The organism is Pseudonocardia lutea, from assembly GCF_042658055.1.
GTDB classification, from domain to species: domain Bacteria; phylum Actinomycetota; class Actinomycetes; order Mycobacteriales; family Pseudonocardiaceae; genus Pseudonocardia; species Pseudonocardia lutea.
Genome location: NZ_JBHSQK010000018.1, coordinates 20,497 through 36,070 on the forward strand (window position 1 = coordinate 20,497; position 15,574 = coordinate 36,070).

The following is a 15,574-nucleotide window of genomic DNA, read 5'->3' on the forward strand; positions in this document are numbered from 1 at the left end:
TGGGACGGGGTCGTCCTGCCGTGGAGCCCACGGTGCGCGAGACTCCCGCGGGACACCCGAGAAGAAGACGCGCCCACCACGCCACCAGGAGGAGAGCCGACAGTGGCCAGTACCGACAGCTTCGGAGCCAAGGGGACCCTCGGGGTCGGGGGCAGCGAGTACGAGATCTTCCGGCTTTCGGCCGTCGAGGGCTCGGAGAACCTGCCGTACAGCCTCAAGGTGCTGCTGGAGAACCTGCTGCGCACGGAGGACGGTGCCAACGTCACCGCCGACCACATCCGCGCGCTCGCGAACTGGGACCCGGCGGCCGAGCCGGACACCGAGATCCAGTTCACGCCTGCGCGCGTGATCATGCAGGACTTCACCGGCGTCCCGTGCGTCGTCGACCTGGCGACCATGCGCGAGGCCGTGACCGAGATGGGCGGCGACCCGTCCAAGGTCAACCCGCTCGCGCCCGCCGAGCTGGTCATCGACCACTCGGTGATCATCGACGTGTTCGGCCGGCCCGACGCGTTCGAGCGCAACGTCGAGTTCGAGTACCAGCGCAACAAGGAGCGCTACCAGTTCCTGCGCTGGGGCCAGGGCGCGTTCGACGAGTTCAAGGTCGTCCCGCCGGGCACCGGCATCGTGCACCAGGTCAACATCGAGCACCTGGCCCGCGTCGTGATGGCCCGCAACGGCCAGGCCTACCCGGACACCCTGGTCGGCACGGACTCGCACACCACGATGGTCAACGGCCTGGGCGTGCTGGGCTGGGGCGTCGGCGGCATCGAGGCCGAGGCCGCCATGCTCGGCCAGCCCGTGTCGATGCTGATCCCGAAGGTGCTGGGCTTCAAGCTGACCGGCGAGATCCCGGCCGGCGCCACCGCCACCGACGTGGTGCTCACGATCACGGAGATGCTGCGCAAGCAGGGCGTGGTCGGCAAGTTCGTCGAGTTCTACGGCGAGGGCGTCGGCGCCGTGCCGCTGGCCAACCGGGCCACCATCGGCAACATGAGCCCCGAGTTCGGCTCCACCGCCGCGATCTTCCCGATCGACGACGAGACCGTCCGGTACCTCAAGCTCACCGGCCGCTCCGCCGAGCAGGTCGCCCTGGTCGAGGCCTACGCCAAGGAGCAGGGCCTCTGGCACGACCCGAAGGCCGAGCCGCGGTACTCCGAGAGCCTCGAGCTGGACCTGTCGACGGTCGTCCCGTCGATCGCCGGCCCGAAGCGCCCGCAGGACCGCATCGAGCTCGCCCAGGCCAAGGAGGCGTTCCGGTCGTCGCTCGTCGACTACGCCTCCGCGCCGGACCAGACCGACCCGGACGACGCCGCCTCCTCCGGCTCCACGGTCGACGAGGCCGGCGAGGAGTCCTTCCCGGCCAGTGACCCCGCCTCCCCGGCGCACGACGGCAACGGCGACGCCGGCAAGCCGCACGCGCCGATCTCCGCCGCCCACGGCTCCACGGGCCGGGCGAGCAAGCCGACCAAGGTCACGATGGGCGGCGCGGAGTTCGAGATCGACCACGGCGCCGTCGTGATCGCCTCGATCACCTCGTGCACCAACACCTCGAACCCCTCGGTCATGCTCGGGGCGGCCCTGCTGGCCAAGAACGCCGTCGACAAGGGCCTCGCGGTCAAGCCGTGGGTGAAGACCTCGATGGCCCCGGGCTCGCAGGTTGTCACCGACTACTACGAGAAGGCCGGCCTCTGGCCCTACCTCGAGAAGCTCGGCTACCACCTGGTCGGCTACGGCTGCACCACCTGCATCGGCAACTCGGGCCCGCTGCCCGAGGAGATCTCGCAGGCGGTCAACGAGGCCGACCTCGCCGTCGTCTCGGTGCTGTCCGGCAACCGGAACTTCGAGGGCCGGATCAACCCGGACGTCAAGATGAACTACCTGGCGTCCCCGCCGCTGGTCATCGCCTATGCGCTGGCCGGAACGATGGACTTCGACTTCGAGTCCCAGCCACTGGGCACGGACACGGACGGCACGGACGTCTACCTCCGCGACATCTGGCCGTCGGCGCAGGACGTCCAGGCGACGATCGACGGCGCGATCACCGAGGAGATGTTCGCCAAGGACTACGCGGACGTCTTCCGGGGCGACGAGCGGTGGCGCTCGCTGCCCACCCCCGAGGGCCGGACCTTCGAGTGGGACCAGGAGTCGACCTACGTCCGCAAGCCCCCGTACTTCGAGGGCATGGCGAGCGACCCGGCCCCGGTCGAGGACATCACCGGCGCCCGCGTGCTCGCGCTGCTCGGGGACTCGGTCACCACCGACCACATCTCCCCCGCCGGTTCGATCAAGCCGGGCACCCCGGCGGCGCAGTACCTCGACGAGCACGGCGTGGAGAAGAAGGACTACAACTCCTTCGGCTCGCGGCGGGGCAACCACGAGGTGATGATCCGCGGCACGTTCGCGAACATCCGGCTGCGCAACCAGCTGCTCGACGACGTCTCCGGCGGCTACACCCGGGACTTCACCCAGGAGGGCGCCCCGCAGGCGTTCATCTACGACGCCGCGCAGAACTACGCGGCCGCGGGCACCCCGCTGGTCGTGCTGGGCGGCAAGGAGTACGGCTCCGGCTCGTCGCGTGACTGGGCGGCCAAGGGCACCGCGCTGCTGGGTGTCAAGGCCGTGATCGTGGAGTCCTTCGAGCGCATCCACCGCTCGAACCTCATCGGCATGGGCGTGATCCCGCTGCAGTTCCCGCAGGGCGAGTCGGCGCGGTCCCTGGGCCTCGACGGCACCGAGACCTTCGACATCGCCGGCATCACGGAGCTCAACTCCGGGACCACCCCGCGGACGGTGCACGTGACGGCCACGAAGGAGTCGGGCGAGACGGTCGAGTTCGACGCCACCGTCCGCATCGACACCCCCGGTGAGGCGGACTACTACCGCAACGGCGGCATCCTGCAGTACGTGCTGCGCGGCATGCTCCGCTCCTGAGCAACGACTCGACGACGGGCCCCGCACTCGGTTCACGAGTGCGGGGCCCGTCGTCGTCTCGATCATGCGCGTGCCCTTGTGTGAGGGGCAGACCTTCGACCGGAGGCGCTGATGGCGGTGCGGTGTCGCCGGTCGACGTTCGAGCGGGTGCTGCGCCAGGCCGCCGAGCACCAGCCGGGACTCGTTCTCCACACCGTCTTCTCCGCTCCTGTGCGCGGGCGGTGCGAAGGGGCTCGTACGGTGACACCCCGTGGTGGTGCTGTGGGCCGGGCTGGTGGTGGCCGCGGGGGCGGTGGTGCAGGGCACCGTCGGCTTCGGGATAGCACTCGTGGCCGCACCGTTGCTGGCGCTGCTGGACCCGGCCTACGTCCCGGTCCCGCTGATCGTCGTCGCGGGGGCGCACGCCGTGCTCGCCCTCGTCCGGGAGTGGCGCGACGCCGACTGGCGGGGCGTGGCGTGGGCGCTCACGGGGCGGCTGCCCGGCGCCGTCCTCGGCGCGACGGTGGTGGCCCTGCTGCCGTACCGGGAGTTCGCGACCTTCGTCGCCGCCGCGGTCCTGGTGTGCGTGGCTGCCTCGCTCGTCCGGCTGCAGCTGCGCCCGACCCCGGCGGCGCTGCTGGTCGCGGGCGCGGTGAGCGGGGTGTCGGGCACCGCCGCCGGGATCGGCGGGCCGCCGGTCGCGCTGCTCTACCAGCACGAACACGGCGCCACGGTCCGTGCGACCCTCGGCGCCTACTTCGGCCTCGGCACCCTGCTCTCGCTGGCCGTCCTGGCGCTCGGCGGCCAGGTCGACGGGGCGCACCTGCTGCAGGGCGCGGTGCTGATCCCGTTCATGGCCGTGGGCTTCCTGCTGTCGAACCCGCTGCGCCGGATCCTCGACCGGGGCTGGACCCGCCCCGCGGTCCTGGGCCTGGCCGCGGTCGCCGCCGTCGCTCTGCTGGTGCAGGCGCAGTTCGCCTAGCCGTGGGCCGGCCGTGCTCGTGCAGGCATCCCGTCCGCTCCGGGGCAGCAGGCACGCTCAGGGTCAGGAGGCCAGCCAGTCGAGGGCGACGGCGGCGGTCCAGGACTGCATCGCCGACCCGAGGGCCTCGCCCGTCATCGGGTCGAAGTACTCGGCGAAGCCGACGTGGCGCAGCGAGTCGAGCGCGGCCTCGCGGAGGGCGGCGGCGCGGGCGGTGTCGCCGCCGTCCCGCAGGCCCTTCCAGTACAGCCAGTTGACGATCGGCCAGACCGGGCCGCGCCAGTAGTTGCGCGGGTCGAAGCACTCCTCGCGGGGGCTGGTGCTCGGCAGCATCGCCCAGCGCAGGTCCGGGTGACCGGCGAAGTCCTCGGAGTCGAGGAGCGAGCGCGCGCGGGCGCGCCGGGCGGTCGGGGCGCCGGCGTCGAGCAGGGCGGACATGCCGGCGAACGTCGCGACCTCGATCGGCGCGTCCGCGCCCAGGTCCACGTCGTAGGTCATGCCGCTCGCGGGGTCGGTCGCCGCCGCCACGCCCGCGCGGGCCCGGTCGATCCAGCCCTGGATCGCCGCGCGCTGGGCCTGCGTGGCCCCGACGACGTCGGCGATCTCGAGCAGCGCCCGGTTCGCCATGATCAGCACCGAGGTGAAGAACACGTCCTTGACCAGGAACGGGTACCGCTCGTGGATCACGGCGTCGTCGTAGCGGTACCGCTTGAGCAGCTCGAGCAGCCAGAGGAACCGGTCGTAGTGCGCGTCGGTGGGGCGCTGGCCGGCGTCGGCGACGTGCTGGACGTCCCGACGGGTGTACGGCGGGACCTCGCCGATCTCGAGCCGGCCGAGCACGCCGTCCCAGCGCGGGGAGTTGTCGATGCCCTCCCACGGGTGGTACGTCGTGACCAGGCCGGACGCCGACGGGTCGCGGTGCTCGGCGAGGTACCGGTGCCACGCGAGGAGCTTGGGGAAGAGCTCACGCAGCCGGCCGCGGACGTCCGCCTCGGCCTCGGTGCCGAGCGCGACCTCCCAGATCCGCGCCACGGCGATCGCGTGCACCGGCGGCTGGCAGATGCCGCTGGTCTCGGCGACGCCGACGGGGGCCTCGGGCGACACCTCGACGGCCCAGCGCGCGGGGTCCGGGAAGTACGACTCCGGCCCGGCCAGCGGGTTGAACACGATCTGCGGGACCATCCCGTTGCGCCACTGCGCCTCGAACAGCCGCAGCTGCTCGGTCATCGCCCGGCGCACGTCGACCTGTGCCCAGCCGAGGGAGACGAACGCGCTGTCCCAGCTCCACTGGTGCGGGTAGAGCAGCGGAGCCGCCTTCGTCCACCCACCCATGTCGTTGGTCCGCAGCACCTCGGCCGCACGGATGCCGAGCCCTGCCTCGGTGAGCGCGGAGCCGTAGGCGGCGTCCGGAACTCCGCCCGGCCTGCCGGGGGCCTGGGGAGCGGCGGCGGAGGGGGCCGGATGATTGCCGGTGTCGGACTCCGTGCTCACGGGGATGTGCTTCCTTCCGGCGTATATCCACGCCTCATCGGTATCGGCGGTACTTAACTGCAGGGTAACCGCGAGTATCGAACGGCTCAATATGTCGTCGCTCGCTTCATCGGGCCGCCGCGGAGGCGTTACGGCCGCCGGATCACCGGTACGGGTGGTCGACGAGCACGACGGCGCCACGATCCGTCGACCTGCGGCGCGGATCGGCCCACGCCGCGGACGACGATCGTTTCCTCGCTATTCGAACGACGATTGCGGCGCGTTACGCCCGCTCACGCACAATCCGGTGTGGACGGTCGCAGGGACGGCGCTCAGCCGCTGCTCACCGCGGCGTCGGCCCGGTCGGCGCCGTCGAGCGCGCGCTCGCTCGCGGGGTCGAACCACCGCACGCGCTCCGGGGGGACGCGCAGCCACAGCGGGGTGCCGTCGCCGGCCGGGAAGTCGGTGGGAGTGAGGAGTTTCACGCTCTCCTCCCCCGCCGTGCTAACGCCGACCACCCCCGCGGCCGCCGTCCCGCCCGCCGTCCCACCCGTCGTCGCGTTCGTCGTCGCGGAGACCAGCAGCTGCGAGCCGAGCGGCTCGACGAGCCGGATGCGGGCGGGCAGCGCGTCGGGCACCTCGGTGGTGGAGGCCTCGATGTTCTCGGCGCGGATGCCGGCCCACACCTCGTCGCCGACCCGGTCGGCGATCGCCGCGGGGACCGTGAAGGGGTGCCCGGCCACCGACCAGCCGCCCTCCGCGCGCCGCACCGGGAGCAGGTTCATGGGCGGCGTGCCGAGGAAGCCGCCGACGAAGCGGGTCACGGGCCGGTCGTAGACCTCCATCGGGGTGCCGCACTGCACGATCCCGCCGGCGCGCATCACCGCGACGCGGTCGCCGAGCGAGAGTGCCTCGACCTGGTCGTGGGTGACGTAGACGATCGTCGTGTTCAGCTCCTTGGCCAGCGCCTTGAGGTCGGAGCGGAAGCTCAGCCGCAGCAGGGCGTCGAGGTTCGACAGCGGCTCGTCCATCAGCAGCACGCCGGGCCGGACGGCGACCGCCCGCGCCACGGCGACCCGCTGGCGCTGCCCGCCGGACAGGGCGGACGGGTAGCGGTCGAGGACGTCGTCGAGCCGGACGAGACCCGCGGCGTACTCCACGGCCTCGGCGATCTCCCGCTTCGGCGCCTTGCGCATGGCGAGCCCGAAGCCGATGTTCTCGGCCACCGTCAGGTGCGGGAAGACCGCGTAGCCCTGGAAGACCATGGCGAGGTCGCGGCGGCGCGGCGGGAGCGCGGTGACGTCCCGGTCCCCCAGGTGCACGGTGCCGGCGTCGGCCTGCTCGAGGCCGGCGATCGTGCGCAGCAGCGTCGTCTTGCCGCAGCCGGAGGGGCCGAGGAGCACGAAGAACTCACCGTCCCGGACGGTCAGGGACACGTCGTCGACGGCGGGGGCGGCGTGCCTGGCGTACCGCTTGGTGATCCCGCTGAGCCGGATGTCGGACACGGGGGCTCCTCTACCGCAGCGTCGGGCTGCCGCCGACCCCGAGCAGGCGGCGGCGGATCAGCAGGATGAACAGGAAGGCCGGGGCCAGCAGGAACAACGCGCCGGCGTACCGGAAGGGCAGCGGCGCCTGCGTGAGGCCGGTGAGCACGAAGACCGGCAGCGTCGGGTGCTGGAGCGTGAGGATCGAGGCGGCGAAGACCTCGTTGTAGCTGAGCAGCACCGCGAAGGTCGCCGCCGCGGCGAGCCCGGGGGCGGCGTTGGGCACGACGGCCCGGCGGAACGCCCCGAACCGGCTGCAGCCGAAGATCTGCGCGGCCTCCTCCAGGTCCACCGGCACGCCGGCGAACACCGCGGCCACCATGAGCACCACGAACGGCAGGGCCAGCGCGGTGTGCATGAGCGCGACGCCCCACATCGAGTCGTAGATCCCCCACTGCAGGAAGAACACCGCGAGCGGGATGGACAGCACGACCACGGGGAACGCGCGGGTGGACAGCACGGCCAGCCGGTAGGCGTCCGCACCGGGGAAGACGAACCGCGCCAGCGCGTAGCCGGCGGGGGCGGCGAGCAGCAGGGTGAGCGCCCCGGTGAGCACCGCGACGGTCACGCTGGACAGCAGCGCCTCCGGCACGCCGGCCGAGGTCACGAAGAACCGCATCGACTCCAGCGACCAGTCCGGCCAGGCCGCGAGCGGGTAGCTGTAGATGGCGTCGGCGGTGCTGAACGCGCCGACCACCACGAACCAGATCGGCACCAGGATCCAGCCGGCGAGCAGGACCGCGCCGCCGTAGCCGAGCACCCGCCGCGCGGTCATTCCCCGCGCTCCTTCCGCGTGGGCAGCGCGGCCAGGATGATCCCCACGGCCACCAGCGAGACGACGAGGATCACCAGCCCGTAGGCCGAGGCCAGGTGCGCGTCCTGGTACTCGGTGTAGGCGCGGTTGGCCTGGGTGGCGAGCACGTCCGTGCCGGTGCCGCCCAGCGCGACGACGGTGGCGAACACCTCGAACGCCAGCACGGTCCGCACGATCAGCGCGGTCCGGATGGTCGGGCGCATCATCGGCAGCACCACGTGCCGCATCCGCTGCCAGGGGCCGGCGTGGAAGACGTCCGCGGCCTCCAGGTAGTCCCGCGGGATCGCCCGCAGCCCGCCCACCAGGATGATCACGATCAGCGAGGTGGACCGCCAGGCCTCCGCGACGACGATCGTGCCGACCACCCGCCACGGCTCGCGGTAGTCCAGCCAGATCACCGGCCGGTCGATCAGCCCGAACGACTGCAGCACGGTGTTCAGCCAGCCCTGCTCGACGAAGATCGAGTACCACAGGATGCCGGCCCCGAGCTCGCTGACGCCCAGCGGCAGGAGGAACACGTAGAGCCAGAAGCCCGAGGCCCGCAGCCGCGAGGTGATCACCATCGACATCGCCAGGGCCAGCGCGAACTGCAGGGGCAGCAGCACGACCAGCAGGATCAGCGTGGTCCACAGGGCCGGCCAGAACCGGTCGTCGCCGAGCATCGCGCGGACCGACCCGAGCCCCCATTCGCCGCTGGTGCTGGTGAACGCGAGCCCGAACGCCTGGATCATCGGCGACGCGAAGAAGATCAGCAGGTAGGCGACGCTCGGCGCGAGCAGCAGGTAGGGCAGCCAGCGCCGCGGCCCCCCGCGACCCCGCTCCGTCGTCGGCGAGGTCGTGCGCACCGCCTCGGTCACCTCAGCCAACGCGGCACACCCCCTGTCCGACCGGGTCCGGCGCCCAGCACGCGGCCTTCGCGGTGTCGAGCACGCCCTGCAGGGCCACGGCCTGGGTGGCGAGCGTGCCGCGCACGTCGCCGTTGTCGAGCACGATCGCGCGGAACGTGTCCGTGAAGACCTTGTCGTAGGCGCCGCTCTGCCCGCCCAGCCCGACCGCGAGCGACCCCGCCACCGCACCGGGCGTGCCGACCATCCGCTGCAGGGTCTCCGCCTCCTGCCCGACGCCCGGCGGCAGCCCGCCCGGGACCGTCGCCAGGTCCTGCGGTGGGAACCAGGCCACGGTCCGCAGGGTGGTCGAGACCCGCGCGGGGTCGGTGAGGTGCCGGATCAGCTCGATCGACGGCTGCGGGTCGGCGACGGCCCGCGGGATCGACAGACCGCCGAGGACGGGCAGGTAGCCCAGGTACTTCGGGCCCGTGGGTGCGGGGAAGGAGACGATGTCGTCCGGCCGGGTCTGCAGCGCGTCGACCAGCCGGACGGCGTGGTCCCACGCCACCCAGACCTCGCCGGAGAGCAGCGGCTCCTGCATGAAGCCGTAGGTCACCGACTGCGGGTTCGCCGTGGCCCAGATCGCGCGCAGCCACTCCCACATCGCGACGGCGTCCGCCGAGGCGAAGGTCGTGTTCACCCCGCCGGTGAAGCTCGGGTAGGTGTAGCCCTGCAGGAACCGCTTGAGCAGGCCCTTCTCCCCGGCGGGGAGGCCGAACCGCGGGGCGCCGGTGGCCTGCTGGATCGCCCGGGTCCAGTCCAGGAGCTGGGTGTAGGTGAGCCGCTGCAGGTCGGCCCCGGCGGGCAGGAACTGCAGCGCCTCGCGGCGGGCCGCCATGATGTAGCTCGCCGAGATCCACGGGACGAAGGCGTACCGGCCGTCGATGCGGGCGAGGTCGAGGTACTGGCGGGTGAAGCCGCGGTCGGCGAGCTGCTCCACGACGTCCGTCATGTCGCGGAGCAGGCCCTCCTTCGCCAGCGTGGCGAACTCCCCCTGCAGGGCGCCGAGCAGGGCGATGCTCGAGGAACCCGCCCGCACGTCCGCACGCACCCGGTCGAACATCTTGCTGGCCGAGCTGTCGCTGACGAACTGCACCTCGCGCGGGAACCCGGCGAGGATCTGCCGCCGGACGGCCTCGGCCTCCGCGGTGGTGGCCAGCTGGGTCGAGTAGAAGACCAGCCCGCCCGAACCCTGCGAGCCGGGCGCACCGGTGGTGTCCAGGGCGCAGCCGGCGAGCAGGCCCGACGCGGCGGCACCGAGCCCCAGCCGCAGAACCTGGCGCCGCGACAGCTGCATCCCGCCCTCCCCCGTCGGGCGGAACACTATCCAGAGAGGACGGATCATGCAGAGCGAGACGCATTGTGGTTTCACAACGCGTCAAATCGACCGTCGAGAACGCGTTGTGGAACCATAGTGCGACAGGGCGCGTCATGGTTCCACAACGCGATTCAGACGGCCGTGGCCAGGGAGAGCGCGAACCGCCCGTCGGCGTCGGCCCACCAGCGGGTGAGGTCGAAGCCCGCCTCGCACAGCATCTCCTGCACACCCTCGCGCCGGAACTTCGCCGAGATCTCGGTGCGCATCTCCTCGCCCTCGGCGAAGTCGACCGTGAGGTCCAGCTCCGCCACCCGCACCCGCATGTCCTTCTCGGCGCGCAGCCGCATCTCGATCCACTCGTTCTCCGCGTCCCAGGCCGCGACGTGGGCGAACGCCTCGGGCACGAAGTCGGCGCCCAGCTCGCGGTTGAGCACGTGCAGGACGTTGCGGTTGAACTCCGCGGTGACGCCGGCGGCGTCGTCGTAGGCGGCGAGCAGGGTCGGCTCGTCGATCACCAGCCCGGTGCCCAGCAGCAGCTGCTCGCCCGGTTCGAGCACCGAGCGGACGTGCGCGAGGAAGGCGGCGCGCTCCGCGGGGCGCAGGTTGCCGATCGTGCCGCCGAGGAACGCGATCATGCGGCGGCCGCCGGTGGGCAGGGCGGTGAGGTCCTCGGTGAAGTCGCCGACCACGCCGTGCAGGTACAGGTCGGGGTACTCGACGGCGAGGGCGTCCAGCGCGCCGCGCAGCGCCGCCTCGCTGACGTCCTGCGGGACGTAGCGGTGCAGGGTGCCGGCCGCGCGGAAGGCGTCGAGCAGCAGCCGGGTCTTGGCCGAGGAGCCCGACCCCAGCTCGACGACGGTGTCGGCGCCGGAGGCCTCGGCGATGGCCGCGACCGACTCCTCGAGCAGGGCCCGCTCGGTGCGCGTCGGGTAGTACTCGGGCAGCTCGGTGATCTTCTCGAACAGCTCGCTGCCGCGGGCGTCGTAGAAGTACTTGGGCGGGAGCTCCTTCGGGTGCGCGGTGAGCCCGGCGCGGGCGTCGGTCCGCAGCGCCGCCTCCGCGTCGGCCGCGGTGAGGTGGACGACCAGCTCCGTCAGGTGGTTCGGCCGGGTCATGTACGTGCTCCTCGCGGTGCGTCCGGGACGGGCCCGGGTCGAGCAGGGTCGCTGCTCAGGGGTGGGGCGCGCGGGTCCCGTGGTCCGGGATCCCGGTGTCCGTGGGGTGGTGGCCGGGGATGACGGCAGGGGTGACGGCAGGGGTGGTGGCAGGGCCGATCGCCCGTCGTTCGAGGCGCCCGGGTGCCGCGACGACGAGGTGCCGGTCCGGCACGGGCGTCCATCCCGGGTCCGCGTCGAGCGGTTCCGACGCGACGGTGGCCGCCTCGTCCGTGACGCGCACGGACAGCGCGTGGTCCCAGGCGGTGCCCCAGATCGTGCTGCCGTCCGTGAGCAGCAGGTTGAGCCGGGAGTGCGGCGCGGCGGCCTCGACGGCGAGGATTACGCCGGACAGCACCCGGGCCGGGTCCTCCCCCGCCCGCAGCCGGTGCCGGACCAGCGCCCACAGCAGTGCCGCGTCCGTGGGGGCGTCGAGGGTCAGCAGGTCGACGACCGGCAGCCCGGCGGCCAGGTCCGCGACCGAGCCGGGCCAGCCGCGCACCACACCGTTGTGGCTGAACAGCCAGGGCCCCTCGGTGAACGGGGCCGCCGCGGTACTGACGACCGGCATCCCCGTCGTCGCCGACCGGACGGCGGCGAGCACGGCCGGGCTGCGCGTGGCGGCGGCGAGCGAGGCGAACGCGCCGTCCGACCAGATCGGCTGGTCGGAGCGGTAGCGCGCGGGCTCGGGAGCGTGCCCGTTGCCCGCCGGGTCGACGGGCGGGTACCACCCGGCGCCGAAGCCGTCCGCGTTGACCGTGCCCCCGCCGCGCATGTCGGCGGGGGCGTAGGACTGGTGCAGCAGCCCGTGCGGCGGCTCCAGCAGCAGCGCGGACAGCGTCCGCGGCGGGCCCAGGTGGGCCAGGTGGCGGCACACGGGTCAGGCGCGCGGATCCACGAGGTCGGCGACCTCGGCGACCTCGGCGACCTCGGCGACCTCGGCGACCTCGGCGACCTCGGCGGCCGACGCGTCCCGTGCGCAGCGGAAGCCGGAGAAGATCTGCCGGCGGATCGGGTGGTCCCAGTTGCGGAAGGTGCCGCGGATCGCGGACGGGTCCGTGCCGAAGGAGCCGCCCCGCAGGACCTTGTAGTCGCCGCCGAAGAAGACCTCGGAGTACTCGCGGTACGGGAAGGCCTCGAACCCCGGGTACGGGTGCCACCCCGAGTCGCACCACTCCCACACGTCGCCGATCAGCTGCTCGACGCCCAGCGGGGACGCCCCCTCCGGGTAGGCGCCGACCGGGGCGGGCCGCAGGTGGCGCTGCCCGAGGTTGGCGTGCCGCTCGGTGGGCGCCTCGTCCCCCCACGGGTAGCGCCGGCTGCGCCCGGTCGCCGGGTCGAGCCGCGCGGCCTTCTCCCACTCCGCCTCGGTCGGCAGCCGCTTCCCGGCCCACCGGGCGTATGCCGCGGCCTCGTGGAAGCAGACGTGCACCACCGGCTCGTCCGCCGGCACGCGCTCGACGACCCCGAACCGGCGCCGCCACCACTCCCCCGCGGAGTCGCGCTCCCAGAACTGCGGTGCGACCAGGTCGTCCGCGGTGCGGTGCCGCCAGCCCTCCTCGCTCCACCAGCGCGGGTCGGCGTACCCGCCGGCCTCGACGAACGCGGTGTACTCGCCGTTCGTCACGGGATGGGTGTCGATCCAGTAGGCGGGCAGGGAGACGGTATGTGCCGGGCGCTCGTTGTCCAGCGCCCACGGCTCCGTGGAGGTGCCCTGTGTGAACCCGCCCGCGGGCACGAGCACCTCGCGGGCGGCGAGCCGGCGCCCGGCGGGCGGCTCGGGCGCCTGCAGCACCGGCGCCCCGGACCGCAGCTGGTGGGTGGCGAGCATCGTCTCGTCGTGCTGCTGCTCGTGCTGGACGATCATGCCGAAGGCGAAGCCCTCGTGCTCCAGCCGGCGGCCGCGCAGCGGGCTGCGCTCCAACGCGTCGAGCGCCTTCTCCCGCACCTCGGCGACGTACCGCCGTGCCTCGGCCGGGGTCAGCAGGGGCAGCTCGACGCGGCTGGCCCGGCTGTGCCGGAAGGCGTCGTACAGCCCGTCGATCTCCGGGCGCAGCGGCGCGCGGCCGCCGACGTCCCGGACCAGCCAGAGCTCCTCCTGGCTGCCGATGTGCGCGAGGTCCCAGACCAGCGGGGACATCAACGGCGAGTGCTGGGCGAGGAGGTCGGCCTCGTCGACCGCGTCGGTGAGCCCGGTGCTCCGGGCGCGGGACCGGTCGAGGAGCGCCGCCACGTGCGTGCGGAGCTGCTCGGGGGTGCGGTGGGGGTCTGTCTCGGGAGTGATCGTCACGGGAGTGCTCCCTCCGTCGGGGACGGGATGATCTCGAGGGTCTCGAGGGGGCCGGCGGGGGCCGGCTCCCCGGGCAGCGGCACGTCCGCGGGGCAGCGCCCCGCGGCCACGCGGCGCTCGGTGACCTCGACGAGCCGGGCCAGCAGAGCCGGCGGCGGGCCGAGCGCGGGCAGCTCGGCGCAGGCGAGGGTGAACACCTCGACGGCGGCGGCGGCGAGCACGCGGTCCTCCAGACCGTGCCGGGCCGCGGAGGTCCAGCGCAGCCGGGCGGGGGCGCAGATCTCCCGCACGCGGTCGACCACGGCGGGCCGGGCGGTCAGCGCCGCGAGCACGGCGACCGGGAGCGCCCAGTCCGCGCCCTGCTGCCCGTCGACGTAGCGGACCTCGAGGAACCCGCGGGGGCGGACCGGCGGGAACAGCGTGGAGATGTGGTACTCGAGGTCGGCGACGGTGGGCCTGCGCCCGGGCAGCCGGCCCTCGACCCAGTCGGCGAAGCTCACGCCCTCCGGCGTGGGCCACTCGCCGTCGCTGCGCACGCAGAGCAGCGGCGTGCCCACCACGCGCTCGGCCCAGGTCAGGGCCGGATCCCCGTCGAGCGAGACGGGCGGGGCGGTGCGGGCCGGGTCGAGCGCCAGCCACGCGGCCAGCCGGCTCGACTTCCAGCCGGTGCGCCGCCCGTGCAGCAGCGGCGAGTTGGCGAAGGCGGCGACGAGGACCGGGCCGAGTTCGTGCAACGCCGCCCACCGGGCCGGGAGGTCGGCCCGCTCGCCGGCGTCGAGCGCGACCTGCACGGCGGAGGTGGAGCACATGCCGCTGCGGCCGTGCGGACCGAGCCGGTCGAAGGCGCGCTCCATCGCGCGGTAGCGCGGGAGCTGCAGGAGCCGCCGCGCGGGCCGTACGGGATCGGCGGCGCGGGGTTCGGGGGTGAGGCCGCGGACGGCGAGCCGGGCGTGGAGGGCGGCGGTGTCGCCCTCCACGGCGGCGAGGAGGGCGCCGAGGCCGGCCGTCGGGGGGCTGGCGAGCTCGACCTGGCCACCGGGTTCGACGGTGACGACCGAGCCGTGCGGCAGCGGGGCGGCGGGGGAACGGGGGACGAGCGAGGCGGGGGCGTGCGGGCCGAGCGCGGCGAGCACGTCGGCCAGGTCGGTGGGACCGGCGGGGTCGGTGGGACCGTCGGGGTCGGCGGGACCACCGGGGCGCAGGAGCCACTCGAGCTCCACGCCCAGGTACCGCGGGGGCCCGTGCTTGAAGCAGACCGACGCGACGTAGGCCTCGGCCTCCGCCCGGCTGCGCAGCTCGGCACCCCCCGCGGGCGGTTCCGCCCTCTGGGTCGTGGAGCTGGGTCCCGCCTGCACCGGGATCCCGGAGGGCGCGGACCCGCCCTCCGGCCCCGGGACGGCGGGCACGATCCCCGCGTCTGGAAGCACGGATCGAACGCTACCCGCGAGGCCCGACAGTTTCAGGTCCTTCCCGGGCCCTCTCCGGGGACGGTGCACGTCCTGCGCCCCAAGACGTACGTACGGGATACTGGGCCGGTGCCCCGCGTGAGTACCGACCAGCTCGCCGCCCGGCGCCAGCACATCCTCGACGGCGCCCGGCGGTGCTTCGCCGCGCACGGGTACGAGGGGGCGACGGTCCGGCGGCTCGAACAGAGCACCGGGCTCTCCCGCGGCGCGATCTTCCACTACTTCCGGGACAAGGACGCGCTGTTCCTCGCCCTCGCCGAGCAGGACGCCCGCCGGATGGCCGACGTCGTCGCCGAGCAGGGCCTGGTCCAGGTCATGCGGGACCTGCTCGACGGCGCCCGCGGGAACTCCCCGGACGACGACCCGGACGACGACCCGGACGACGACCCGGACGACGACCCGGACGGCGCCCCGGACGGCGAACCGGACATCGACGGCGACCGCAGCTGGCTGGGCACCCGGCTGGAGGTCTCGCGCCGGCTGCGCACCGACCCGGACTTCCGGGAGCGCTGGCAGGCGCACTCCGCCGAGCTCACCGCGGCCACCCGGGAACGGCTCGAGCGGCAGGCCGCCGCCGGGGCCCTGCGCGACGACGTCCCGGTCCCCGTGCTGGCCCAGTACCTCGAGCTGGTGCTGGAGGGGCTGGTCTCGCACCTGGCCATGGGCCTGCCGGCCGACGCGCTCGACGGCGTGCTGGACCTCGTCGAGCAGAGCGTGCGGACCCTGCGCCGCTGAC

The 15,574-nt window shown here is 73.6% G+C and carries 12 protein-coding genes; 3 read left to right on the forward strand and 9 right to left on the reverse strand.

Annotated features, from left to right (window positions below; translation table 11 throughout):
* Positions 1–102: 102 nt before the first annotated feature.
* Both ACFQH9_RS09165 and ACFQH9_RS09170 read left to right on the forward strand, forming a co-directional pair.
* Entirely contained in the window at positions 103–2,934 is a 2,832-nt protein-coding gene (locus ACFQH9_RS09165) for an aconitate hydratase (protein WP_379565498.1), read from the forward strand.
* Between the two features lie 250 nt (positions 2,935–3,184).
* Positions 3,185–3,895, forward strand: coding sequence for a TSUP family transporter (locus ACFQH9_RS09170; protein WP_379565499.1), 711 nt, complete (start codon positions 3,185–3,187; stop codon positions 3,893–3,895).
* A gap of 63 nt (positions 3,896–3,958) precedes the next feature.
* Here the strand turns inward: ACFQH9_RS09170 and ggh are convergent, their stop codons facing one another.
* From ggh to egtA, 9 genes are all read right to left on the reverse strand, one after another.
* The gene (gene ggh, locus ACFQH9_RS09175) at positions 3,959–5,386 is read right to left on the reverse strand and encodes a glucosylglycerate hydrolase (RefSeq protein ID WP_379565500.1); all 1,428 of its coding nucleotides are present in this window, start codon (positions 5,384–5,386) and stop codon (positions 3,959–3,961) included.
* Between the two features lie 311 nt (positions 5,387–5,697).
* Entirely contained in the window at positions 5,698–6,870 is a 1,173-nt protein-coding gene (locus tag ACFQH9_RS09180) for an ABC transporter ATP-binding protein (protein ID WP_379565501.1), read from the reverse strand.
* Positions 6,871–6,880: 10 nt separating this feature from the next.
* Complete coding sequence (locus ACFQH9_RS09185; RefSeq protein ID WP_379565502.1) at positions 6,881–7,684, reverse strand: carbohydrate ABC transporter permease; 804 nt, start codon at positions 7,682–7,684, stop codon at positions 6,881–6,883.
* Entirely contained in the window at positions 7,681–8,580 is a 900-nt protein-coding gene (locus ACFQH9_RS09190; protein ID WP_379565631.1) for a carbohydrate ABC transporter permease, read from the reverse strand. Before ACFQH9_RS09190 ends, ACFQH9_RS09185 begins: the two co-directional genes overlap by 4 nt.
* A gap of 1 nt (position 8,581) precedes the next feature.
* Positions 8,582–9,955 carry an ABC transporter substrate-binding protein gene (locus ACFQH9_RS09195; protein WP_379565503.1) on the reverse strand — a complete coding sequence of 458 codons (1,374 nt, stop codon included), beginning with the start codon at positions 9,953–9,955 and terminating at the stop codon, positions 8,582–8,584.
* 104 nt (positions 9,956–10,059) lie between these two features.
* Positions 10,060–11,043 carry an L-histidine N(alpha)-methyltransferase gene (egtD, locus tag ACFQH9_RS09200; protein ID WP_379565504.1) on the reverse strand — a complete coding sequence of 328 codons (984 nt, stop codon included), beginning with the start codon at positions 11,041–11,043 and terminating at the stop codon, positions 10,060–10,062.
* Between the two features lie 55 nt (positions 11,044–11,098).
* Positions 11,099–11,959 (reverse strand): ergothioneine biosynthesis protein EgtC, encoded by an 861-nt coding sequence (gene egtC, locus ACFQH9_RS09205; protein WP_379565505.1) that lies wholly within the window; start codon positions 11,957–11,959, stop codon positions 11,099–11,101.
* Positions 11,960–11,962: 3 nt separating this feature from the next.
* The gene (gene egtB / locus ACFQH9_RS09210) at positions 11,963–13,366 is read right to left on the reverse strand and encodes an ergothioneine biosynthesis protein EgtB (RefSeq protein ID WP_379565632.1); all 1,404 of its coding nucleotides are present in this window, start codon (positions 13,364–13,366) and stop codon (positions 11,963–11,965) included.
* A 2-nt stretch (positions 13,367–13,368) separates the two neighbouring features.
* On the reverse strand, positions 13,369–14,799 hold the full coding sequence (gene egtA / locus ACFQH9_RS09215; protein ID WP_379565506.1) for an ergothioneine biosynthesis glutamate--cysteine ligase EgtA: 1,431 nt from the start codon (positions 14,797–14,799) through the stop codon (positions 13,369–13,371).
* Between the two features lie 108 nt (positions 14,800–14,907).
* Between egtA and ACFQH9_RS09220 the strand changes: the two genes are divergently transcribed.
* Positions 14,908–15,573 (forward strand): TetR/AcrR family transcriptional regulator, encoded by a 666-nt coding sequence (locus tag ACFQH9_RS09220; RefSeq protein WP_379565507.1) that lies wholly within the window; start codon positions 14,908–14,910, stop codon positions 15,571–15,573.
* The last annotated feature ends 1 nt before the right edge of the window (position 15,574 follow it).